Below are 22,704 nucleotides of genomic sequence, written 5' to 3' on the forward strand. Positions count from 1 at the left end.
GGGCGGTCTGCCCCTGGCCCCTATCGTCCGTCACTCCACCCGCGTTACCTCAACCCATTAACCCGCCGGCAGCGCCCGTACGGCCATACGTGTCGTCCCTCACATGGAGAACGCCCCGGGATGGGTCTGTTCGCGCACGGACACGAACTGCTGCCGCACCGCCTGACCCACCGCCAGCTCCTCGCCCGGCTCCAGGACCTGCGCGGCCGCGCCCTGCCAGGCGGGCGGGGTCCGCGGGTCGAGCGTGCCCTGCGACACACCGAGCGCCCAGGCGGCCTGCCGAGCCGCGCCGATCGCCGCGTAGTCGGCGGGCTGCGGCACGACGACCTGGACGCCGAACAGCGAGGGCGCCGCGGCCTGCACGGCCGGCAGCTCGGCTGCCTGCCCCAGCAGGAAGATCCGCCGCACCTCCACGCCGCGCCCGCGCAGCACGTCCAGGGCGTCGGCCAGCCCGCACAGCATGCCCTCGAAGGCGGCCCGCGCCAGGTGCTCCGGACGCATCGACTCCCGGCGCAGCCCGGCCAGCATGCCCGCGGTGTGCGGCAGGCTGGGCGTGCGCTCACCCTCCAGGTACGGCAGCAGCACCAGTCCGTGCGCCCCCGGCGTCGACTTCATGGACAGCTCCGACAGCGCCTCCAGGTCGGGCAGCCCGAGCAGTTCGGCGGTGCCGCGCAGGGTCCGCACCGCGTTGAGGGTGGTGACGACCGGCAGGTGCATCCCGGTGGCGTCGGCGAGGGAGGTGATCATGCCGGAGCGGTCGACGAGCGCCTCCGGGTGGACGGCCATCACGGACCCCGACGCCCCGAGCGAGACGACCGCGTCCCCGAGGCCGAGTCCGAGCCCGAAGGCGGCGGCCATCGTCTCGCCGGTCCCGGCGGAGATCAGCAGCCCCTCCGGCGTCGTACCGGCCGCGTCGGAGGGGCCGATCACCTCCGGCAGCATGGCCTGGTGCCCCAGCGCCAGCTCGACCAGGTCGGGGCGGTAGCCGCCGCCGGCCGCGGACCAGTAGCCGGTGCCCGAGGCCCCGCCCCGGTCGGTCGTCCGGCGGGCCGGCCGGCCGAGCAGCTGCCACACCAGCCAGTCGTGCGCCTGGAGCAGCGCGGCGGTCCGCCGGGCGCTCTCCGGCTCGCTGCGGGCCAGCCAGCGCAGCTTGGTCACCGGCTGGGCGGCCTGCGGGACCGAGCCCACGGCCTGCGCCCAGGCCTCCCGGCCGCCCAGCGCGTCGATCAGGTCGGCGGCGGCGACCTGGGCCCGGCGGTCGCCACCGGTGATCGCCGGGCGCACGGTGTTGCCCTGGGCGTCCAGCGGGATCAGGGCGTTCGCCTGCGCGGACACCCCGATGGCCTGCACGCCCTCCAGCAGTCCGCCGCCGGCGGCCTCGCCGAGCGACAGCAGCCACGCCTGCGGGTCCACGTCGCTCGGCCGCCCGCCGCCCTCCGGGCTGTCCACCGGATGCGGCGCGTATCCCTGCCGGAGCACGGCACCCGTGTCGGTGTCACAGACGACGATGCGAGTGAAATCGGGCGCACTGTCCAGCCCGGCGACTATCCCCATGTCCGAAATTCTGCCGCACCGCCGGGCCGGCGTCGGCCGGTGGGCGCCGCAAGCGGTCGCCGGCCCTCCGCTCCCGGGCACGTCATCGCTGGTCGCGCCGCTGCGCGCCCGCTTCGAGGCGGACATGCGGGGGCGGTTCACGGCCGCCGACCGGCCCTGAACCGCCCCTGGAAAAACCCGCTCGCGCCGGGAAGGCGCCGTTAGGTGGTGCTGGTGCCCCAGTCGTCCTCGGGCGTGCCGTTGACGCTGCGGTCGCGCAGGGACCGTACGCGCTGGGCGACCGAGGCCGGGACGCGGTCACCGACCTTGTCGCTCACCGTGTGCAGTGCCTTGCCCGCGAACTGGCGGCCCTGTTGTGCCGCCGTCTCGGCGGTGTTGCGGACCGCGGGGTTGTGCGAGATCTGACGAGCCGATTTCTTCAGCTGCTCGTAGCGCTCGCGCCCGGCCTTCGTGCCCAGCACGTAACCGAGGGCGAGTCCGGCGACGAACGTGAGCCGGTAGCGCATGGCGGCCACCCTTCCCTTGCGTAGGTCTCTGGTGCGGCGTCGGCGCCGGGGGTACCGATTGGCGAAGCACCCCCCTGCTTGCGCTAATGTATGTGTCGCAGCGGACGCCCGCCCCCTGGCGAATACCCAGGCAGGTGCGTTCGATGCAGACGAAGCGATCCTCCGTAGCTCAATTGGCAGAGCAGCCGGCTGTTAACCGGCAGGTTACTGGTTCGAGTCCAGTCGGGGGAGCTTCGGTCCTCCGTAGCTCAATTGGCAGAGCAGCCGGCTGTTAACCGGCAGGTTACTGGTTCGAGTCCAGTCGGGGGAGCACGCTGAACGAGGACCCTTCGAGGGTCCTTTTTCATGTCCCCGGGAACCGCCCCCGCCTGCGGCGCAGTCCTCATGGTCATGCGGGACCGCGGGAAGCCGACCATCCGAAGCAGGAGATCGTATGAGCGGCTATGCTGCGGCAGACGGCGCGCACACATGTACGCGACACGCCGCTATGGGGCGGTAGCTCAGCCGGTTAGAGCAGCGGACTCATAATCCGTCGGCCGTGGGTTCGAGTCCCACCCGCCCCACCAGTGCATGTCCCTGATGCAGAGAAGGCGCCCACAGAGGCCCGCGCGGCCGGCAGCCCCGATGCCGTCGCCCCGCCCCGCATCGACCCGGCGACGGGTGAACTGCTCGCGCCGGCCGCGGAGTCGGCCTCGGCACAGTAGCGAGGTACTGACATGGTGCGTCCACCGTGCGCGCCGGACTGACGGGGCAGCGCCCCAACGGCCCGTCCCGCCCGCCCATCACGTGGACGGCGGGGTTCCGTGCCCACCCGGACAAGGGCCTCACCTCACCCGAGGGCATGAAGCTCCACACCTGAGCCCGCTGCGCGAGCGCCCGTCCCCCGGCACGACCGGAGGTACGGGCGCTTCGCGTCGTTCTCCGCAGGTGATGACCGGCGGCCCGGCGGGGCACGCCGCTCACCGGGATGCCGAGCGGCGCTCGCGCCTGGCCCGGCGGGCCTCCGCCAGCAGGGGGAGCAGGGAGAGGGCGACGACAGCGGCGATCAGCGGGAGCAGGTAGTTCTCCAGGTGCGGGAAGGACGCGCCCAGCAGGTAGCCGGCGAGGATGAGGGTCTGCGACCACAGCACGCCGCCCACGACCTGCCAGCAGGTGAACGCCCGGACGGGCACGCCGAGGGCGCCGGCCACCGGGTGCAGGACCGTCCGCAGCAGCGGGACGAAGCGGCCGATGACGAGCGCCTTGCCGTAGCCGTAGCGTGCCAGCAGCCGCTCCGCGCGGGCCGTCGCCGCCTTCAGGCGCCGGCTGGAGGTGCGCTCCAGCAGAGGCCGTCCGCCGTGCCGGCCGAGCAGGTAGCCCACCTGGCCTCCCGCCACCGCGCCCACGGCCCCGCACACCATCACCTGCCACAGCGCCAGCCGCGGCGGCTGCCCGCCGCTTGCCGCGCACAGCACACCGGCCGGGAACAGCAGGGTGTCCCCGGGGAGGAAGAAGCCGACGACCAGCAGGCCGGACTCGGCGAAGATCACCGCCAGCACGCCCAGCGCGCCGAAGGCGGCCAGCACCGAGGCGCTGTCCGTCGGATCGACGGCGATCACCGGCATCGCCTCCCGGCCGTGTCGTCGCGTCGCCCCCGACGCGGGCTTTGTGGCCACCGGCACCGCGACGCGGGTTCCCCACCGGACCGCCCCCGACACATCCGCCCCGGCACATCCGCCCCGGCACATCCGGCGCAGACGCCCGCGACGTTGCGGCGTGCGGCGGGCCGGGTACTCGGGCGGCGGCCCGGGCCGGACACGACCAGGAGCACGGAGGTACGCCGATGAGAGGTTCGGCCGACCGGATCGCGGAGCCCTGGGGGGTGCGCACCCCCTACGGTCCGGGCACCCCGTGGCCCGTGCGCACCGACACCCAGCTGCGCGCCGGGGTGGCCGAGGACGAGGTGGAGCGGTGGGTGCCGTCCGCCGCGCTGCTGCACGCGGGCGGCGACGGCCTGGACATCGCGGTGCAGGGCGGGCGGATCGCCGGCGTACGGGGACGCGCCGCCGACCGGGTCAACCGCGGCCGGCTCGGACCCGCGGACCTCTTCGGCTGGCAGGCGGCCGGCTCACCGGACCGGCTGACCCGGCCGCTGGTGCGCGACGGCGGGCGGCTGGTGGAGTGCGACTGGGAGCGGGCCATGGAACGCGTGGTACGGCGCAGCAGGGAGCTGCTGGCGCGGCGCGGGCCCGGGGCCATCGGCTTCTACACCGGCGGCCAGCTGCTGCTGGAGGAGTGCTACACCCTCGCCGTCGTCGCCCGGGCCGGCATCCGCACCCCGCACCTGGACGCCAGCACCCGGCTGTGCTCGGCGACCGCCGCCGAGGCGCTGGAGGAGACGTTCGGCTGCGACGCGCAGCCCGGGTCGTACGCGGACGTGGACCACGCCGACGTGATCGCGCTGTACGGGCACAACATGGCCGAGACGCACCCCGTGCTGTGGATGCGGGTGCTGGACCGGCTGGCCGGGCCCGAACCGCCCCGGCTGGTCTGCGTCGACCCCCGCCCCACCCCCGTGGCCCGGCGCGCCGCGGTCCACCTCGCCCCCCGGGCCGGGACCAACCTGGCCCTGCTCAACGCCCTGCTGCACGAGGTGATCCGGACCGGCCGGGTCGACCACGACTTCGTCCGGGCCCACACCACCGGCTACGACGAACTCGCCGCCCTGGTGAGCGACTGCGGGCCCCGCCGGGCCGCGCGGATCTGCGACGTACCGGCCGCGGCGATCGAGGAGGCCGCCGAGCTGCTGGGTGGCGCCGAGCGGCTGCTGTCGACCGTCCTGCACGGTGTCCACCAGTCCCACCAGGCCACCGCGGCGGCCGTCCAGGTCAACAACCTGCACCTGGTCCGGGGCATGCTGGGCCGCCCCGGTGCCGGGCTGCTCCAGCTGAGCGGCCGGCCCACGGCCCGCAGCACCCGCGAGTGCGGCGCCGACGGCGGGCTGCCGGGGCTGCGCAACTGGCGGAACGAGAACCACGTCGCCGACCTGGCCCGGGTCTGGAACGTCGAGGCGCGGACCGTCCCGCACCACGTGCCGCCCACGCACGTCATGCAGCTGTTCCGCCATGCCGAGCAGGGCACCCTGCGCATGCTGTGGATCACCGGCACCAACCCGGCCGTGTCCCTGCCCGAGCTGTCCCGGGTGCGGGCCGTGCTCTCCCAGGAGCGGCTGTTCACCGTCGTGCAGGACCTGTTCCTCACCGAGACGGCGCAGCTCGCCGACGTGGTGCTGCCCGCCGCCGGCTGGGGCGAGAAGACCGGCACCTTCACCGGCGCCGACCGGACCGTGCACCTGGCGCAGCAGGCGGTCGAGCCGCCCGGTGAGGCCCGGTCCGACCTGGACATCCTGCTCGACTACGCGGCCCGCATGGACTTCCGCGACCGGGACGGCGGCCCGCTGGTGAACTGGCGGGACCCGCAAGGCGCGTTCGAGGCGTGGCGGCGGTGCAGCGCCGGGCGGCCCTGCGACTACAGCGGCCTCGGCCACGACCGGCTGCGCGACGGCTCCGCCGTCCCGTGGCCCTGCACCGCCGCCGCCCCGGACGGCACCGAGCGCCTGGGCACCGACGGCTTCCCCTGGACCCACCCGGACCTGTGCGAGGGCTACGGCAAGGACCTGGTCACCGGGGCCGGCGCCGGACCGGAGGAGTACCGCTCCCGCGAACCCGGCGGCAGGGCCGTCCTCAGGGCCGCCGAGTACCTGCCGCCGCACGAGGACAGCACACCCGAGTTCCCCCTCCAGCTGATCACCGGGCACACCCTCTACCACGTGCGCACCCGGAGCAGCACCGGCCGCGTCCCCCAGCTCGCCGCCGCCGCCCCCGGCATGTGGGCCGAGCTGTCCGCCGCCGAGGCCACCGCCCGGGGACTCGCGGAGGGCGACCTGGTGGAGGTGGCCACGCCGCGCGGCGCGGTCCGCGCCCTGCTGCGCGTCACCGCCATCCGCGACGGCATGGTCTTCCTGCCCGTCCACTACGGCTACTGGGACACCCCCGGCGGCCACGGCCCACCGGACCGGTTCACCGGCCGCGCCGCCAACGAGACCACGCCCACCGTCTGGGACCCCGTCTCCAAGCAGCCCCTGTTCAAGGCGGCCGCCGCCTCGGTCCGCCTGTTCGCGCGCGGCGACGGCACCCCCGCACCGGCCCCCACCACCACCGCCTCCGCCCCCGTCCGCCCCGACGGCATCCCGCCCACCGCCGGCGGCCCGTCGGCGTACGCCACCCACGACACCGGCGCCCCCGTCCGGGAAGAGGGGAGCGGGTCGTGAACGGTGTCACCCTCACCCTGCGCGCGCTGCACCACGGCGAACGGCGGCTGGAGAAGGAGCTGCTGGCCACCGCCGAACGGCACCGCACCGACCACGAGGTCCTGCACGTCGCGACCGACCTCGCCCGCTGGTCCCGCGAACACGGCGCCCGCCTCGCCGACACGGGCCGCCACTACGGCCTGGACCTGTCGAGACCGGCCCGGCCGCCGTACGGTGTCGCGGCCGCGCTGCGCGAACTGGCCGCCGGCGCCCTCACCAGACGCCCCGAGACCGGACTGCTGCTCCTGCACGACCTGCACGACCTGCATCTGTCGGCCACGGGCAACTCCCTCTACTGGCAGATGCTCGCGCAGGCCGCTCACGCCACCGACGACACCCGGCTGCTCGACCTGGTCTGCGCCTGCCGTCCCCGGACACTGCGGCAGATGCGCTGGACCGACGCCATGATCAGGGAACTCGCCCCGCAACTGCTCACCGGCGGGCTCCTCCCCGGGGACTAGGAAGACCCCCGCGGCTCCCTCTCGGGGACCAGAACGGACGCCTCCGCCCGGGCGATGCGCACGGCGACTACGACGACGAGGCTGGAAGGCGGCTTCGGGGCACCGGCTTCGGGGTAATGGCTCCGGAACGATGCTTCGGGGTCACCAGAGGGTCAGGAGGGCGTCATGGAACGCCAGATCCGTGTTCGAGTCAGCCGCCGTCCAGCCGCGCCACGCGGCCAGGAGATCGACCGCAGAACGCCCTCCGGGCGCATATTGCCGTACTGACCGGGTGCCCCCGGCCCGCCGGCGGCCCGTTCAGGCGGCCAGCGGGTTCAGCACCAGGGGGTCGATCCTGCCCTCCAGCATGGCGCCGAGGCCCTGCACGGCACACACGTCGGGCCGTTCGGCGATGTGCACGGGGATGCCGGTGGCCTGACGCAGCATCTGGTCCAGGCCCGGCAGCAGGGCCGAGCCGCCGACCATCATGATGCCGCGGTCGGCGAGGTCGGCCACCAGATCGGGCGGGCAGGCGCGCAGCACCTTGCCGATGCCGTCGAGGACGGCCGTCAGCGGGGTCTGGATGGCGTTGCGCACGGCCGCGGTGTCGACCCGCACACTGCGGGCGAGCCCGGTGGCCACGTCGCGCCCGTGGATCTCCGTGGACGCCGGTCCGTGCGGACTGAGGCCGTTGCCGGACAGGGCCACCTGAAGCGGCCGTATGGACTGGTTGGGCAGCATGAGCGCGTGCTGGTGCCGCAGGTGCTGCACGATCGCGTGGTCGACGGCCTCGCCGCCCACCGGGATGCGCTCGGCGGTGACGATCGAGCCCAGGGAGAGGACGGCGACCTGCGTGGCGGCGGCGCCGCACACCATGATCATGCTGGCCTCGGGCCGCTCCACGGGCAGCCCGCAGCCCACGGCGGCCGCGATGAGGGTGTCCACCAGCTCCACCCGCCGCGCGCCGAGCCCGACGAGCGTCTCGATGGCCGCGCGCTGGGCCAGCGGATCGGCGTCGTGCGGCGTGCAGGCCGCCGCGCGCAGCCGGGGCTTGCGGCGCAGCGTGCGGCGCATCTTGTCGCCGAGCAGGTGGCGCAGCATGCGCTGGGCCATCTCGATGTCGACGACCGTGCCGCCCGACACCGGCCGCACCACCCTGATGTAGGACGGGGTCCGGCCCGTCATCTTCTCCGCGAACTCACCGACGGCGATCAGGGCGCCGGTGCGGGTGTTGACGGCCGCGGCCGAGGGCTGGTCGACGACCAGCCCGACGCCCCGCACGTACACCCGGGTACGGGCCGCGCCGAGATCGACGGCGAAATGGCAGCGGCGCAACTGCTCCAGACTGACGGTCACGGCGGATCCTCCCGAGTGCGCAGACCGAGCGGCGCCGCCGGATCGGCGGGCCTTCTCCTCGCATCCTGCCGGGGGCGGGCCGGGGGGCGCCTTTCGTGGGGGGCCGGCCGGGGCACCGCTGAATGGGGGGTTTGTGCGCGTTACGGCGTGGCGTCGGCGCCCGGGGCGTCCGGATGTGGTGCGGCCGCGGGGGCGAGGCCGTCGCGCTGCCCGCTCCAGCTCAGCCGGACCACCAGCTGTCCCTCCGCCGCGCCCTTGGCGATGACCGCGCCGGCCTCCGCGCTCAGCTTCACCCCGAACTCCAGTTCCACGGAGTCCGGGCGCAGGGCGCCGTCGCGGAAGACGCGGAGCGCGGACTGGGCCGCCGCGCGCACTCCGTCCAGGGCGCCCTCGAAGGTGCGGACGGCCGTCACCGCGGGCCCGTCGCCGCGGGAGACCAGGCGGGAGCCGGCCACGGCGTCCGAGGTCTCGACGACGACCAGGGCGCCGTCCTCGGTCTCGAACTCCACCAGTCTGCCCATGGTGTCCATCGCTCCCCGTGCCACCCGCGGCTGTCCGTGATCGGTGCCCGACTCCCCCCTGTTCTACCGGGGTTGGCGGAAACCTGCCAGGACGCCTTCCCGCCACCGCTTCGCAACTCCCGTGCACCACAAGCCCCGTGACACTCTTCCCAGCGCCTGTCGAGCACTTGGTGAGCACGGACGAGCACTGACGAGCACCTGATCACCGGCGCACCCGGCCCACTCGGACGAGAAGAGGCGTGGATGACCACAGGACCAGTCGGACGCGTATCACCCGGGCACCGGCCGGCCCGGCGCCGGGCGGCCCTGCTGTCGGCGGGGCTGGTGATGGCCCTGCTCCCGGCGGCCCCGGCCGCCGCCCGCGCCACCGGCGCACCGCGGACCCCGGCCGCCACCGCCGCATCACCCGCCGAGACCGCGCCTACCACCGTCACCCTCGTCACCGGCGACAAGGTGACCGTCACCGGCCTCGGCCACGGGAAGCGGACGGTCACCGTGCGCCGCCCGCCGGGGGCCACCGGCGCCGTGCGCACCCGGTCGAGCGGCGGTGACCTCACCGTCGTACCGGACGAGGCACTGCCGTACCTGCGGGCGGGCCGGCTGGACCGGCGGCTGTTCGACGTGAGCGCGCTGATCCGGCAGGGGCTCGCCGACGCGAAGGCGGACGCGCTGCCGCTGATCGTGACCTACGGCAAGGGTGTCCGCGCCGCCGCCCCGGCCGGCGCCGTGCGCACCCGCACCCTGGCCGTCCTGGGCGGCGCCGCGCTGGAGGCCGGCCGGGGGCGTACCTTCTGGCGGTCCTTCACGCGTGGTTCCTCCGTCGACGAGGTCTGGCTGGACGGCCGGGTGCGGGCCGACATGGCGGAGAGCAACGCCCAGATCGGCACCCGGGCCGCCTGGGACGCGGGCCTGACCGGCAAGGGCGTCACCGTCGCCGTCCTCGACACCGGTGCCGACACCGGGCACCCCGACCTCACCGGCCGGGTGACGGTCACCAGGAGCTTCGTCGACGGGGAGGACGCCGCCGACCGCAACGGCCACGGCACCCACGTCACCTCCACCCTCGGCGGCAGCGGCAGCGCGTCCGGCGGCGCCGAGAAGGGCGTGGCACCCGGCGCCGCCCTCGCCGTCGGCAAGGTCCTCGGTGACGAGGGCTCGGGCAGCGAGTCCCAGATCATCGCCGGCATGGAGTGGGCCGCCCGGGACGTGCGCGCCCGGATCGTCTCCATGAGCCTGGGCACCACCGAGCCCAGCGACGGCACCGACCCCATGGCCCGGGCGGTGGACGCCCTCTCCGCCGAGACCGGCGCCCTCTTCGTCGTCGCCGCCGGCAACACCGGCGCCCCGTCCTCCATCAGCTCGCCCGGCGCCGCCGACGCGGCCCTCACCGTCGGCGCCGTCGACTCCGCCGACGAGGCCGCGTACTTCACCAGCGCCGGTCCCCGCTACGGCGACAGCGCCCTGAAGCCGGACCTCTCGGCGCCCGGCGTCGACATCCTCGCCGCCCGCTCCCGGCTGACGCCCGGCACCGGCCCGTACACCTCCATGAGCGGTACCTCGATGGCCACCCCGCACGTCGCCGGGGTCGCGGCCCTGCTCGCCGAGGCGCACCCGGACTGGAGCGGCGCGCGGCTGAAGGACGCGCTGATGTCGACGTCCCGGCAACTGGACGCCTCGCCCTACCGGCTGGGCGCGGGGCGGGTGAGCGTGCCGGACGCCGCCGGGGCCCGGATCACCGCCACCGGCAGCGCCGACCTCGGCTTCCACAGCTGGCCCTACGAGGCGGACCGGCCGGTGACCCGGACCCTGACCTACCGCAACTCCTCGGACGCGGACGTGCGGCTGGCGCTGTCGGTGCGGGGCGGTCCGGCCGGTGCGGCCGCCCTGGCCGACTCCGCCCTCACCGTCCCCGCGCACGGCGCCGCGTCGACCACCGTCACCGGTGACGCCGCCGCGGCCCCGGCCGGTCAGAGCAGCGGGCAGATCGTGGCCACCGGGGCGGACGGCACGCCGGTCGCGCACACCGTGTTCGGACTGGTCAAGGAGGAGGAGCGGTACACGCTCACCGTCCACGTCAGGGACCGCGCCGGGGCGCCCGCCGCCGCCGACCTCACCGTGCAGCGGCTCGCCGCCGGTGAGGACGCCCGGCCGGCACACGTCGACGGCACGGGCACGCTGCGGCTGCGGCTGGCGCCCGGCACCTACAGCGTGGCCTCCTTCCTGGACGTGCGCGGCAGCCACGGCGCCGACTCGCTCGGCCTCGGCTTCCTCGCCGCCCCCCAGGTCACGCTCGACCGGGACCGCGACGTCACCCTCGACGGGCGGACGCTGCGCGAGGTGCGGGCGGACGTGAGCCGGCGCACCGAGACCCGTCAGCTCCTCATGGAGTACCGCCGTACCGGGGACGGCGCCGACCTGTTCGAGGCCGTGCAGGTGCCCCTCGCCTACGACAGCGTCTTCGCCGCGCCCACGAGGAAGGTCACCCGGGGGGCGTTCGAGTACCGGACCGTGTGGCGGCTCGCCGAGCCGATGCTCACGGTCCGGGGGATCGGCGAGGCGACCGTCCAGGCGGGCGGCACGCTGATCGAGGGCCGCACGCGGCTGCCGCTGGCCGACGTCGGCGACGGGCCGTTCACCTCGGTGGCGGGCAAGGCGGTGCTGGCGCACCTGGCCGACGGCGCCGACCCGGCCGCCCTGGCCCGTGCCGCCGAGGAGGCGGGCGCCCGGGCGCTGTTCGTGACGGACGACGCGCCCGGCCGGCTGACGGCCTGGTGGGGCACGGACGACAACGCGGAACGGCCGCTGCAGATCGCCACGGTGAGCCGGGCCGACGCGGCGCGGCTGCGGGCGGCGGGCACGGCCGACATGACCGGCACCCGTGACGCGCGCTACGTGTACGACCTGTCCGAGGGCCACCCGGGCGCCGTCCCCGACCGCGACCTCACCTACGCCCCCGGCAGCCGCCGGCTGGCGGCGCTGCACGTGCGGTTCCACGCCGCGCAGCCGGTGGGCGGCGGCGAGTTCCGGTACGCGATCACCGACCGGTTCCCGCTCGGCCTCGGCTTCCAGGAGCGCGTCGGCCTGCCCGCCGAGCGCACCGACTACGTGTCCACCGGCCCCGGCCAGCTGTGGCACGAGTCCGTCACCGTGCGCGACGGTGCGCTGGAGGAGCGCAGCGGACTGGTCCGCTACGACGCCGGATCGCGGCCGGAGCTGGACTGGTTCCGCCCGGTGTGGCACCCGTGGCTGGGCACCGGCCTCGGCTGGGGCCAACAGCGCGCCGGAAACCAGATCCAGCTGAACACCCCCGGCTGGGGCGACTCCGGGCCCGACCACACCGGCTTCGGCGACGTGTGGAGCGAGGACAGCGGGATGAGCCAGACCACCGCGGTCCACCTCGACGGCACCGAGGTCGACCGGGGCACCGGCTCGGCGGCGTACGTCCGGGACGCGCCCGCCGACGAGCACACCTACCGGGTGGTCACCGACACCGCCCTGGACGCCGGGCGCTGGGGGCTCGCCACCCGCGGGCACAGCGAGTGGACCTTCCGGTCGGCGGCCACCCCGGCCGACCACTGGACCGTCCTGCCGCTGATCAACCTGGCCTTCGACGTCCCCACCGACCTGGCCGGCGCGGTGCCCGGCGGCCGGCGTCTGCCGGTCGGGCTGAGCGCCTCCTACCTGGCGGGCGCGGCCGGCACGGGAACCCTCGGCGGCGGACGGCTGGCGGTGTCGTACGACGACGGCGCGACCTGGCGGGCGGTGCCGCTGACGGCCGGCCGGGGCGCCTCCTGGCACGGCACGCTGACCGTGCCGCGCGGCGCCGCCCACGTCTCCCTGCGGGCCTCGGCCCGCGACGACAGGGGCGGCTCGGTCACCCAGAGAATCGTCCGGGCGGTGGCCGTGAGCCGGTGAGGGCCGAACGGTGCTGGTCAGGGACGGGTCAGGACTGATCAGGGACGGGTCAGGGCTGGTCCGCGGGGTCGACGACGCCGCGGACCACGCCCAGGTCCACCAGGTCCTGCGGGCGGATGCGCAGCTGGTCGGCGGTGGCCTCCACCTCCTGGGGCGGTCGCTTGAGGATCGCCGCCGCGAGTTCCGGGGCGATCACCGAGAAGTAACTGTCCGCGGTGGCCCAGGTGTTGCCCGGCGCGGCCAGCGCGAGGGCCCCGCCGGAGCCGCCCTCGCCGATGACGAGCGTGCTGACCGGGACCCGGGCGGCGGCCACCGCCCCGAACACCTCGGCGATGGCGGGCCCGGCCCCCTGCCGCTCCGCCTCGGCGTCGTTGGCGGCGCCCGGCGTGTCCACCAGGGTCAGCACCGGGATGCCGAGCCGGTCCGCGAGCCGGATCAGCCGGGCCGCGGTCCGGTACCCCGCGGGCCGGGTCGCCGCCCCGGTCTGCGCCGCGAACGCCACGGCGCTGCCGTCCCGTTCGCCGAACCCGCACAGCATGCCGGGGTCCGTGCCGCCGCAGCGGTCGCCCGAGAGGTGGACGCGGCGGGTGAAGCAGGCGTCCAGGTAGGCGTGGGCCCGCGGGCGGCCGGCGGCGCGGGCCCGGCGGACGGCGTCCCAGCCGGTGGCCGGAAGACCCGGCTCGGCGGGGCCGGAGGGCAGGGCACGCGGCACGGGGGCCTCCCGCGCGGGGCGGGTCAGCAGCCGCAGCCACAGCCCGAGCGTCTCGCGCAGCTCCCGCGGCCGTACCACCGCGTCCGCCGAGCCCACCGCCACCTGGGCCTCGGCGGTGTAGGCGGCCGGGTCCGCGTCCGGCGGCCGGACCCGGGAACCGGCGAAGCCCACCTGGGCGCCCGGCAGCGCCAGCACCACGTCGGCACCGGCGCCGAGGGTGGCCCAGCCGCCGCCGGTCGTGGGGTCCCGCACAACGGCGACCTGCGGCAGGCCCGCCTCCCGGGTGAGTGCCGACTGGCGGGCCACGCGCTGCAACTGGGTCAGCGCGAGCATGCCCTCCTGCATCCGGCTGCCCCCGGTGGCGACCAGCGGCACGACCGGCAGCCGGTGCGCCCGCGCGTGCACGTACGCCGCCTCCAGCCGGTCGCCGGTGCGCTCGCCCAGGGAGCCGCCGAGGAAGCCGAACTCGAACGCGATCAGCACCGCCGGGGTGCCGCCGACCTCGGCGGTGCCGCAGACGACGGACTCCCGTTCGCCGGTGCGCCCGGCGGCGCGGGCCCGCGAGGCGTCGTACCCGGCCCAGCCGAGGGGGCCGTCCGCCGCCGGGTCCGCCGGGGCGGTGGGCAGTTCGCGGAAGGTGGCGGCGTCCGCGACGAGCGCCAGGACCTCCCGCGCCGACAGCCGCTCAGGCATCGGCCACCAGCGCCCGCTTCAGGATCTTCCCCATGTCGTTGCGGGGGAGGGCGTCCAGGTGGCGGACGACGCGCGGGCGCTTGTGCGGGGCGAGCCGCCCGGCCACGTGGTCGGCCAGCTCCCCGGCGGACGGCGGCGCCCCGGGGTCGGCCGGGACGATCCAGGCCACGATCCGCTCGCCCAGGTCCGGGTCCGGCTCCCCGGTGACCGCCGCCTCCCGCACCCCGGGGTGCTCCAGCAGGGCGTTCTCGATCTCCCCGGCGCCGATCTTGTAACCGCCGCTCTTGATCAGGTCGGTGGCCTTGCGGCCGACGATGCGGACATAGCCGTCCGGTTCGCGCACCGCCATGTCACCGGTGCGGAAGAACCCGTCGGCGGTGAACGCGGCGGCGGTGGCGTCGGGCCGGTTGAGGTACTCGGTGAACAGGTTGGGGCCGCACACCTGGATCTCGCCGACGCTCTCCCCGTCGTACGCCGTGATCTCGGTGCCGTCCTCCTCCACCAGGCGCAGCCGCACGCCCGGCAGCGGGACGCCGACCGTCCCGGCGCGGGGCTCGCCGTCGGCCCGGACGCTGGTGTTCATCAGCGTCTCCGTCATGCCGTACCGCTCGACGACCCGGCGCCCGGTGGCAGCCGCGATCCGTTCGTGGTCGTGCACGGGCAGCGCGGCCGAGCCGGAGACCAGCAACCGGGCCCGGCCGAGCGCCCCGGCCAGCTCCGGGTCGGCGGGGAGGGCCTCGGCGATGCGGTGGTACATCGTCGGCACCCCGAACAGCATGGTCGCGCCGTCGTTCAGCTCCCGCGTCACGCCCTCGGTGGTGAAGCGGCCCAGGTGCCGTACCGTGCCGCCGCGCCGCAGCGGGCCCAGGACGCCCAGCACCAGCCCGTGCACGTGGAACAGCGGCAGGCCGTGCACCAGCACGTCCCGCTCGGTCCACTGCCAGGCGTCGGCGAGCGCGTCCAGCGTCGTGGCGACCGCCCGGCGCGGCAGGACGGCGCCCTTGGGCGGGCCGGTGGTGCCGGACGTGTAGACGACCAGCGCCGGGTCCTCGTCGCCGGCGTCCTCGGGCCACGCCGTGCCGGGGGCGCCGGCCGGCGCCCCGGCCTCCACGGTGACGCGCGGCAGCTCGTCCACCGGTGCCGGCAGCGCCGCTCCCGGCGCGGCCAGCACCAGGGACGGCGCGCTGTCGGAGAGGATGTGCGCGAGTTCCGCGGAGCCGGACTTCGGGTTCAGCGGCACCGCGGCCACCCCGGCGAGCAGCGCGGCGGTGACGGCGACGGCCGTCTCCAGGTCGGTCGTCGCCCACACCGCGACCCGCTCCGCGCCGCGCAGCCGGGCGGCCAGGGCTCCCGCCGAGGCGGCGAGTCCGGCGTAGGTCAGGGAGCGTTCGCCGAACCGCAGGGCGACGCGCTCGCCCGGACCGTCCGCCAGGGCCGGAAACAGAGAGGACACGCGGCGCACTCCTTGGCTGTCGGGATCTTCACCGGACGACAGCCACCTTCCTACACCAGCCGCCGCGTTCCCACGAGGCCCCTCCAGCCCGCCGCGAGCCCCACGGCAGGCCGCCGGGGCTTCGCCGGAGGTGAAGGTCAATTACGGTGTGCCGCACACGGAAGCGGTTGTTAGCCTCGCCGCGGACCGCACAGCCGTACGAGGGAGTCATCCGTGCCCCGCATCGCACTCGCCACCTACGATCCCGGCGCCGAGCCGAACAAGGACACCGACCTGCCGGAGCTGGTGCGGGCGCTGGAGGCGGCCGGGGCCGCGGCCACCGCCCGGCCCTGGGACGACCCGGACACCGACTGGGGCGCACACGACCTCGTCGTCATCCGCTCCACCTGGGACTACAGCTGGCGGGCCGGGGAGTTCACCGAGTGGGTGGAGCGGGTCGGCAGGGCCACGCGCATCGCCAACCCGGCCGCGATCGTGCGCTGGAACACCGACAAGCGCTACCTGGGCGAGCTGGCCGCGGCCGGGGTGCCCACGGTCCCGACCCGGTACATCGCCCCGGGCGAGCCGGCCGACCTGCCCGGGCACGAGTTCGTGATCAAGCCGACCTCCGGCGCGGGCGCCCGCTTCGCCGCCCGCTACACGCCGGACGAACACGGCACGGCCGTACGGCAGCTGGCGCGGATGCACGCCGAGGGCCTCACCGCGATGGTGCAGCCGTACCTGCGGGACATCGACGTCACCGGCGAGCGGGCGCTGCAGTTCTTCGGCGGGCGGCTGCTGCACGCCAGCCGCAAGGGCGCGGTGCTGGCCCCCGGCACGCCGTACGACGCCGACAAGGTGGCCCACCCCGACCTGCGGCCCTGGCAGCCCACCGAGGCCGAACTGGCGCTCGCCGAGCGGGCGCTGGCGGCCGTGCCCGGCGGGGACGGGCTGCTGTACGGCCGCGTCGACCTGGTCGACGGCCCCGACGGACTGCCCCGCCTGATGGAACTGGAACTGGTCGAGCCCAACCTGTTCCTGTGGCTGCACCCCGGCTCCCTGCCCCGCGTGACGGAGGCGATCCTGGCGGCGGCCGGCGGCCGGTGACCGCTCAGCCCCGGACACCGCCCTCACCGACGGTCTCCCGGCAGGCCTGCACGTACCCCCGCACCAGGGGCCGCCGCTCGTCCTCGCGCCGCCAGGCCAGGACGTAACGGCTGGGGCCGATCCCGCGCACCGGGCGGGTGGTGACGCCGCCCAGGGTGATCAGCGGCGCGTTGCCCGCCGCCACCAGGCAGACCCCGAGGCCCGCCACCAGGGCCTCGTAGGTCTCCTCGACCCCGGCGACCTCCGCGCCGACGCGGGGCGGGCGGCCGCCGCGGGCGTCCAGGGCGAGCCAGTAGTCGCGCAGCGGGCCGGCGCTGCGGGGCAGGGCGAGGAACGGCTCGCCGGCGAGGTCCGCGAAGTCGATCTCCGGGCGGCCGGCGAGCGGATGCGTGTCGGGCAGGGCGGCCAGGCGGGGTTCCTCCACGACCACCGTCCAGTCGTACCGTTCCTCGTCGGGCAGCGGCAGCCAGACGAAGGCGACGTCCGTCGCGCCGTCGGAGAGGCCCGCCGTCGGGTCCTGCCAGCCCACCTGCCGCAGCCGGGCGGTGGCCCGGGGGTGCGCGGCGGTGAAGCGGGAGCGGACGGCCGGCAGCAGGCCGCCCCGGCCCGGGCTGGTGCTCATGCCCACCACGAGCGTGCTGTCCTGCGCCGCCTTGGCCTCCTCCACCGCCGCCGCACCCGCCGACCACGCGGCCAGCACGCGCCGGGCGTGCGGCAGCAGCGCCTCGCCCGCCGCCGTCAGCGCCACGCCGTGCCGGTCGCGCCGCAGCAGCTCCGTGCCCAGCTGCCGCTCCAGTGCCCGGACCTGCTTGCTCAGCGCGGGCTGGGACACGTAAAGCCGCTCCGCCGCGCGCGTGAAGTGCAGCTCCTCGGCGACGGCGACGAAGTAGCGCAGGTCCCGCCCGTGCACGTCGTTGGTCATGCCCACTGGTTATCACCGGGGGTCTTGGACGGGCAACCGGTCCCGAACGCAGGATGGTGCGTGTCAGGAGATCAACAACACCGGATGTCACAGGAGTTGCCGTGAACAAGGTATGGCTGGTGACCGGCGCGAGCAGCGGGTTCGGGCGGGCGATCACCGAGGCGGCCGTCGCCGCCGGGGACGTGGTGGTCGGCGCGGTCCGGCGCCCCGAGGCGCTGGCCGACCTGGTCGCCGCCCACCCCGATCAGGTGGAGGCGCTGCGCCTCGACGTCACCGACCTGGGCGCCGCCGACGGCGCGGTACGAGACGTGCTGGCCCGGCACGGGCGGATCGACGTGCTGGTCAACAACGCCGGGCGCACCCACGTCGGCGCCTTCGAAGAGACCACCGACGCGGAGCTGCGGGCCCTGTTCGACCTGCACGTCTTCGGTCCGGCCGCGCTGGTGCGGGCGGTGCTGCCGCATCTGCGGGAGCGGCGCTCGGGTGCGATCGTGCAGATGAGCAGCATGGGCGGGCAGCTGTCCTTCGCGGGCTTCTCGGCGTACAGCGGGACCAAGTTCGCGCTGGAGGGCATGTCCGAGGCGCTCGCGGACGAGGTGCGCGAGTTCGGCGTCAAGGTGCTCATCGTGGAGCCCGGCGCCTTCCGCACCTCGCTGTTCGGTGCCGGCCGGGCCGGATCCAGCACGGACAGCGGGGTGTACGCCAAGGTGAGCGAGACCCGCGGATTCGTCGCCGGCGGTGACGGCAGCCAGCCCGGCGACCCGGCCAGGGCCGCCGCCGTCGTCCTGGCCGCGCTGGAGGCCGAGGACACCCCGCTGCGGCTGCCGCTCGGCGACGACGGGGTCGGCGCCGTGCTGGGCCACCTCGACCAGGTCCGCCAGGACGTCACCGCCTGGGAGAAGCGGTCGCGGGCGACGGGGTTCGGCGACTGACGGGACAAGCGCCGGTTCCTCAGGCGGCGGCACCGGGGCGCGGGGCCGTCCGCTGGAGCAGTCCCCAGGTGAACTCGGCGACCACCTCGCGCCGTTCGCCCCGCGCGTCGGGGGCGGTGAGGGCCAGGCCCCACCGGGTGGGGGCGCTGCCCTCCAGGGGCCGGGCGGGGGCGAAGGCGCGGGCGGCCTCGTCGACCGTGCAGGACCAGGGGAGCAGGTCCTCCAGGGTGCGCAGGGGCGGCGCCGGGGCGCCCGGTGCCCGCACCAGCCACTCGTTCCAGACGGCGCCGCCCGGGGCGACCAGCACCTCGAAGCGCAGGTCGGGCCAGAGCGCGAGCCGCCACTGCCGGGCCTCGCAGTCCAGGTCGCCGATCCGGCGGCGGGTCACGGACTCCGGCGCGCCGAGCACCGACCGGTACCGGGCGGCGGCCGACCGCGACCGCGGCGAGCGGACCATGGCCTGCCAGCGCTTGTTTGTCTCCCGCAGGTCGGCGGCCGAGACGCCCAGCCGGCGCCGGGCGTCCTCGACCAGGTCCGGGTTGTGGTCGGCCATCCGGCGCAGCAGCACCAGCTGGAAGTCGAGGTCCATGACCGCCATGGTGCCCGAGGCCGCGTCACCCTGTCGCCGTACCCTGTCCCCGCCCATTGCCCGGGCCACCCCGCATGACTAGCCTGTGTTCGTCATGCCGATCGTCTGTTGAAATCTCGAACGCAGGCGCTGAGACCCAAAGGGAGGGGGCCGGACGTGGGACGCCTCGTGCCTGCCGTGACCCGAGCTCTCGACATTCTGGAGCTGTTCCTCGACGGGGACGGGACGCTCTCCGCCCCCGACATCGTGCGCAGACTGCGGCTGCCGCGCACCACCGTGCACGAGCTGGTCACCACGCTGGCCGCCCGGTCGTACATCGTCGGCGTACCCGGACAGCCCGGACGGTACCGGCTCGGGGTGCGCCCGTACCAGCTCGGCAGCCGCTACGCCGAACAGCTCGACCTCGCCGCGGAGGGCCAGCAGGTGGCCCGCTCGGTCGCCGAGACCTGCGACGAGACGGTCCACGTGGCCATCCTGGAGGGCACGGACGTCATCTACATCGCCAAGGTGGACTCCACCCACGCGGTGCGGATGGTGTCGGCCGCCGGCCGCCGGCTGCCCGCCCACTGCACGTCGGTCGGCAAGATGCTGCTGGCGTCGCTGCCCGAGCCGGAGCTGGCCGCGCGCATCCCGGACGGCGCCGAGCTGGCCGGGATGACCCCCAACAGCATCACCGACCCGGCCGCGCTGCGGGAGGTCCTGGCCGGGATCAGGCAGCGGGGCGTCGCCGTCGAGAGCCGCGAGTCCAACCCGGACGTCTCCTGCGTGGCCGCCCCGGTCCGCGACCGCACCGGCCAGGTCGTCGCCGCGCTGTCCATCTCGGTGCCCATGATCCGCTGGAGCGACGAGCGGCTGGCCGAGCTGGAGGAGCTGGCCGCCAAGGGCGCGGCGGAACTCTCCGAGCGCCTGGGCCACCGGAGCGCGGCGTGAGCGGCTACGAGGTCGCCGTACGGGCGCGGGCGGCCCTCGGCGAGGGCCCCACCTGGGACCCGGCGGCCGGCCGCCTGATCTGGGTGGACGTCCTCGGCTCGCGCGTCCACACCTACGACCCCGCCACCGGCCGCCGTACGGTGCGCACGACCGAGCAGCACGTCGGCGCCGCCAAGCCCCGCGCCGGCGGCGGTCTCGTCCTCAACCTCCGCGACGGCGTGGGCCTGCTGGACCCCGACGGCACCTTCCGCTGGCTGCACCACGAGCCGGTCCCCGGCCGCCGCGCCAACGACGCCGCCGTGGCCCCCGACGGCGCCCTGTGGGCGGGCACGATGCGCTACGACGAGGCACCCGGCGGCGGCACCCTGTCCCGGGTGAGCGGCGCCGGGGAGGCCGTCACGGTGCTGGCGGACGTGGCCGTCAGCAACGGCACCGGCTGGAGCCCGGACGGCCGCCTCCTGTACTACGTCGACTCGCCGACCCGGCGCGTCGACGTCTTCGACCACGAGGACGGACGCCTGACCGGCCGCCGCCCGCTGGTCCGCGTCGAGGACGGCGCCGGTTTCCCCGACGGCCTCACCGTCGACGCCGACGGCTGCGTCTGGGTGGCCCTGTGGGACGGCGGGGCGGTCCGCCGCTACACCCCGTCCGGCGTCCTGGACCGCGTCCTCACCCTGCCGGCCGCGCGCACCACGGCGTGCGCGTTCGGCGGCCCGGACCTGAGCGACCTCTACGTCACCACGGCCCGCACCGGCCTGCGCGACCCGCACCCGCTGGCGGGCTCGCTGCTGGTGGTCCCGGGCGCGGGCAAGGGGCTGCCGCAGCCGGCGTTCGCCGGATAGCGGGGGATCGCCGGGCGGCCGGGCGGCCGGGCGCTCGGTGGGGCGAACGGCTCAGTCGCGGACGGCCAGGCTCTGCGCCGCGCCGGCCGTGCGGGCGCTCACCGCGGCGATGTCGTCGGGGCGGCGCAGGGCCCGGGAGACGGCCCCGATCTCCTGGAGCAGGTTCGTGGTGTCGGGCCCGGCCGTTTCGGCCCCGTCGCACGGCCCGGCGGCGCGGCCCCGCGCCTCCACGGCGTCCAGGATGCCGATCGCCGCCGCCAGCGCCCGGGCCCGCTCCGGAGGGTGGCCGAGGCCCAGCGCGGCGTCGTACGCCCGCCTGCCCAGGCCGGTGTCGATGTGCCGGGCCAGCGGCAGCAGCACGTCCCGGATGAACGTCTCGCGCCGGGTCAGCCGCAGTTCGGGCGTGGCCCGCAGCATCAGGGGCACGCCCTCGCCGCTCACCGACCGCATCAGCTGGTACAGGGGCCGCAGTTCCCGGTGGGCGAGCCGGACCCGCCAGCGCTCGCGCAGGTACTGCCCGGCGTGCGGCAGGATGAAGCCGACCGCGATGAGGATGGCGGACAGGGCGGCCACCGGCGGCGCCAGGTTGGTGCTCAGCCAGTCCAGGTCCCGGCCGCACCAGCGGGCGGTGACGGCACCCAGCTTGGCCGCGTCGAACATCAGGTTCAGCAGGTACCCGGCGCCCAGCAGCCGCAGCCCCCAGCGCAGCCAGACGTCCAGGACCCCGGGCCGCGCCCAGTTCCAGATCAGCCGGGACGTGATCACACAGGCCACGGCGTGCGCGAAGAGGTAGAGCAGGATCTCCTCGCGCATGAACGGGGTGTTCGCGTAGTAGGTGTCCAGGTCCCGCAGCCGCTCCTCGGGCGCGTCGGCCAGCGCGAACAGCAGCCACAGGGCGGCGATCACCCCGGCGTAGCAGCACACGACCCAGCGTCTGGCCCGCCGGGTGGCGGCCGAGCGGTCGGCCAGGCCGTTGCGCCAGGCGATGATCATCAGCAGGCAGCAGCCGCAGAACGCGGTGATCAGCGAGTAGCACCAGGGCGCCGAGATGTTGGGCACCCCGGTCAGCCGGTTGACCGCGGCGATCGTGGACGGCGTGCAGAAGACGAACACCGCGCAGGCCAGCAGCAGCAGACCGCCGACCGCGCGCAGCAGCGGGTCGCGCCAGAGCCGGATGATGCTGGGGAGTTTGATCAGCAGGGCGGTGGAGAGCACCGCGGTGGGGATCCAGAACGATATGTACAACTCGCTGAGGGTGCCGGAGGGGTTCAGCGCCAGCCGGGTCACCGCGCGGCTCCTCCCCGCCCGCGGTAGCCGAGGGTGCGCTGCACGGGGTCCAGCCGGGTGGCGGCCGGCCCGCTGAGGTGGGCGCGGAAGCGGGTCGCCAGCCGGTGCCCGAAGTCGTCGGCCTCGGCCTCGTCGGCCTCCCGGGAGCCGTTGCGGGCGGCGACCGTGAGGGCCGTGGTCCGCCAGCCGGGCTCGGCGGCCAGCGCGTGGGCCGCGGCGGCGCCGGACAGGTGGGGATGCCGGTGGCCGACGTGCAGATGCCACAACTCGTGCCCGAGGATGACCAGTTGCTGCACGGCCTCGGCCCGCTCCTCCACGATGACCAGGTCGAAGTCCTGGAACTCCACCCACAGGCCGGTCACTTCGATCTCGTCGGGGAAGCGCTCGAAGCGCAGCCGGACCGGCCGGCCGGACCGGCGCGCGCTCATCTCCTCGCACAGCGCCAGGCACACCTGCGTCACGTCGGCGGGCGGCCGCGGCCGGGACAGGACGGCGTCGGCGAGGTCGGCGGCCAGGGTGCGCATGCCCGGCGCGGGCCGGGAGCGGCGCAGCCGCGTGGCGAACCGGGCCGCCCGCTGTCGCGCGCCCGCGATGCTCATCCGCTCTCCCTCCCGGCCG

The 22,704-nt window shown here is 75.7% G+C and carries 20 protein-coding genes and 3 tRNA genes; 12 read left to right on the top strand and 11 right to left on the bottom strand.

Features of this window, described 5'->3' with window-relative positions:
* Positions 1-99 precede the first annotated feature (99 nt).
* Positions 100-1,554 carry a xylulokinase gene (locus tag ACZ6CZ_RS02100; RefSeq protein WP_469013378.1) on the bottom strand — a complete coding sequence of 485 codons (1,455 nt, stop codon included), beginning with the start codon at positions 1,552-1,554 and terminating at the stop codon, positions 100-102.
* Between ACZ6CZ_RS02100 and ACZ6CZ_RS02105 the strand changes: the two genes are divergently transcribed.
* Positions 1,553-1,714, top strand: coding sequence for a hypothetical protein (locus ACZ6CZ_RS02105; RefSeq protein WP_469013382.1), 162 nt, complete (start codon positions 1,553-1,555; stop codon positions 1,712-1,714). The two genes, ACZ6CZ_RS02100 and ACZ6CZ_RS02105, sit on opposite strands and share 2 nt — an antisense overlap.
* Before the next feature lie 40 nt (positions 1,715-1,754).
* Here ACZ6CZ_RS02105 and ACZ6CZ_RS02110 read toward each other — a convergent pair whose 3' ends face one another.
* Positions 1,755-2,060, bottom strand: coding sequence for a YtxH domain-containing protein (locus ACZ6CZ_RS02110; RefSeq protein ID WP_469013384.1), 306 nt, complete (start codon positions 2,058-2,060; stop codon positions 1,755-1,757).
* Between the two features lie 158 nt (positions 2,061-2,218).
* Here ACZ6CZ_RS02110 and ACZ6CZ_RS02115 point away from each other — a divergent pair.
* The 4 genes from ACZ6CZ_RS02115 to ACZ6CZ_RS02130 all read left to right on the top strand — a co-directional run bounded on the left by ACZ6CZ_RS02115 (position 2,219) and on the right by ACZ6CZ_RS02130 (position 2,919).
* Positions 2,219-2,291, top strand: a tRNA-Asn gene (locus ACZ6CZ_RS02115).
* A gap of 6 nt (positions 2,292-2,297) precedes the next feature.
* Positions 2,298-2,370, top strand: a tRNA-Asn gene (locus tag ACZ6CZ_RS02120).
* Positions 2,371-2,549: 179 nt separating this feature from the next.
* A tRNA-Ile gene (locus tag ACZ6CZ_RS02125) sits at positions 2,550-2,626 on the top strand.
* Positions 2,627-2,790: 164 nt separating this feature from the next.
* On the top strand, positions 2,791-2,919 hold the full coding sequence (locus ACZ6CZ_RS02130; protein ID WP_469013389.1) for a hypothetical protein: 129 nt from the start codon (positions 2,791-2,793) through the stop codon (positions 2,917-2,919).
* Positions 2,920-3,019: 100 nt separating this feature from the next.
* Here the strand turns inward: ACZ6CZ_RS02130 and ACZ6CZ_RS02135 are convergent, their stop codons facing one another.
* The gene (locus ACZ6CZ_RS02135) at positions 3,020-3,658 is read right to left on the bottom strand and encodes a DedA family protein (protein WP_469014363.1); all 639 of its coding nucleotides are present in this window, start codon (positions 3,656-3,658) and stop codon (positions 3,020-3,022) included.
* Positions 3,659-3,882: 224 nt separating this feature from the next.
* Here ACZ6CZ_RS02135 and ACZ6CZ_RS02140 point away from each other — a divergent pair, with 224 nt between their 5' ends.
* Entirely contained in the window at positions 3,883-6,369 is a 2,487-nt protein-coding gene (locus tag ACZ6CZ_RS02140; protein WP_469013391.1) for a molybdopterin oxidoreductase family protein, read from the top strand.
* Positions 6,366-6,869, top strand: a complete 504-nt coding sequence (locus ACZ6CZ_RS02145) for a hypothetical protein (protein WP_469013395.1) — start codon at positions 6,366-6,368, stop codon at positions 6,867-6,869. Before ACZ6CZ_RS02140 ends, ACZ6CZ_RS02145 begins: the two co-directional genes overlap by 4 nt.
* A gap of 297 nt (positions 6,870-7,166) precedes the next feature.
* Here the strand turns inward: ACZ6CZ_RS02145 and ACZ6CZ_RS02150 are convergent, their stop codons facing one another.
* On the bottom strand, positions 7,167-8,204 hold the full coding sequence (locus tag ACZ6CZ_RS02150) for a rod shape-determining protein (protein ID WP_469013397.1): 1,038 nt from the start codon (positions 8,202-8,204) through the stop codon (positions 7,167-7,169).
* Positions 8,205-8,344: 140 nt separating this feature from the next.
* Positions 8,345-8,725, bottom strand: a complete 381-nt coding sequence (locus ACZ6CZ_RS02155) for a CU044_2847 family protein (protein ID WP_469013399.1) — start codon at positions 8,723-8,725, stop codon at positions 8,345-8,347.
* A 243-nt stretch (positions 8,726-8,968) separates the two neighbouring features.
* Here ACZ6CZ_RS02155 and ACZ6CZ_RS02160 point away from each other — a divergent pair, with 243 nt between their 5' ends.
* Complete coding sequence (locus tag ACZ6CZ_RS02160) at positions 8,969-12,640, top strand: S8 family serine peptidase (RefSeq protein WP_469013402.1); 3,672 nt, start codon at positions 8,969-8,971, stop codon at positions 12,638-12,640.
* 49 nt (positions 12,641-12,689) lie between these two features.
* Here the strand turns inward: ACZ6CZ_RS02160 and ACZ6CZ_RS02165 are convergent, their stop codons facing one another.
* Complete coding sequence (locus ACZ6CZ_RS02165) at positions 12,690-14,045, bottom strand: carboxyl transferase domain-containing protein (RefSeq protein ID WP_469013406.1); 1,356 nt, start codon at positions 14,043-14,045, stop codon at positions 12,690-12,692.
* The gene (locus ACZ6CZ_RS02170; protein WP_469013411.1) at positions 14,038-15,498 is read right to left on the bottom strand and encodes an acyl-CoA synthetase; all 1,461 of its coding nucleotides are present in this window, start codon (positions 15,496-15,498) and stop codon (positions 14,038-14,040) included. The genes ACZ6CZ_RS02165 and ACZ6CZ_RS02170 overlap by 8 nt, the downstream gene beginning before the upstream one ends.
* A 213-nt stretch (positions 15,499-15,711) precedes the next feature.
* Between ACZ6CZ_RS02170 and ACZ6CZ_RS02175 the strand changes: the two genes are divergently transcribed.
* Positions 15,712-16,584, top strand: coding sequence for an ATP-grasp domain-containing protein (locus tag ACZ6CZ_RS02175; protein ID WP_469013415.1), 873 nt, complete (start codon positions 15,712-15,714; stop codon positions 16,582-16,584).
* Positions 16,585-16,588: 4 nt separating this feature from the next.
* On the opposite strand, the gene ACZ6CZ_RS02180 is transcribed toward ACZ6CZ_RS02175, so the two are convergent.
* The gene (locus tag ACZ6CZ_RS02180; RefSeq protein WP_469013419.1) at positions 16,589-17,506 is read right to left on the bottom strand and encodes a LysR family transcriptional regulator; all 918 of its coding nucleotides are present in this window, start codon (positions 17,504-17,506) and stop codon (positions 16,589-16,591) included.
* A 101-nt stretch (positions 17,507-17,607) separates the two neighbouring features.
* Here ACZ6CZ_RS02180 and ACZ6CZ_RS02185 point away from each other — a divergent pair, with 101 nt between their 5' ends.
* Positions 17,608-18,438 (top strand): oxidoreductase, encoded by an 831-nt coding sequence (locus tag ACZ6CZ_RS02185; protein WP_469013424.1) that lies wholly within the window; start codon positions 17,608-17,610, stop codon positions 18,436-18,438.
* Positions 18,439-18,457: 19 nt separating this feature from the next.
* Here ACZ6CZ_RS02185 and ACZ6CZ_RS02190 read toward each other — a convergent pair whose 3' ends face one another.
* The gene (locus tag ACZ6CZ_RS02190) at positions 18,458-19,027 is read right to left on the bottom strand and encodes a hypothetical protein (RefSeq protein ID WP_469013429.1); all 570 of its coding nucleotides are present in this window, start codon (positions 19,025-19,027) and stop codon (positions 18,458-18,460) included.
* A gap of 156 nt (positions 19,028-19,183) precedes the next feature.
* On the opposite strand from ACZ6CZ_RS02190, the gene ACZ6CZ_RS02195 reads away from it, so the two are divergent.
* Positions 19,184-19,957: an IclR family transcriptional regulator gene (locus ACZ6CZ_RS02195; RefSeq protein ID WP_469013432.1), complete on the top strand. Its 774-nt coding sequence runs from the start codon at positions 19,184-19,186 to the stop codon at positions 19,955-19,957.
* Positions 19,954-20,799, top strand: coding sequence for an SMP-30/gluconolactonase/LRE family protein (locus ACZ6CZ_RS02200; RefSeq protein ID WP_469013435.1), 846 nt, complete (start codon positions 19,954-19,956; stop codon positions 20,797-20,799). Before ACZ6CZ_RS02195 ends, ACZ6CZ_RS02200 begins: the two co-directional genes overlap by 4 nt.
* A 51-nt stretch (positions 20,800-20,850) precedes the next feature.
* Here the strand turns inward: ACZ6CZ_RS02200 and ACZ6CZ_RS02205 are convergent, their stop codons facing one another.
* Complete coding sequence (locus ACZ6CZ_RS02205; protein ID WP_469013437.1) at positions 20,851-22,086, bottom strand: MAB_1171c family putative transporter; 1,236 nt, start codon at positions 22,084-22,086, stop codon at positions 20,851-20,853.
* Positions 22,083-22,685 carry a toxin-antitoxin system, toxin component family protein gene (locus ACZ6CZ_RS02210; protein ID WP_469013439.1) on the bottom strand — a complete coding sequence of 201 codons (603 nt, stop codon included), beginning with the start codon at positions 22,683-22,685 and terminating at the stop codon, positions 22,083-22,085. Before ACZ6CZ_RS02210 ends, ACZ6CZ_RS02205 begins: the two co-directional genes overlap by 4 nt.
* Between the last annotated feature and the right edge of the window lie 19 nt (positions 22,686-22,704).

The organism is Streptomyces sp. NPDC041135, assembly GCF_055592085.1.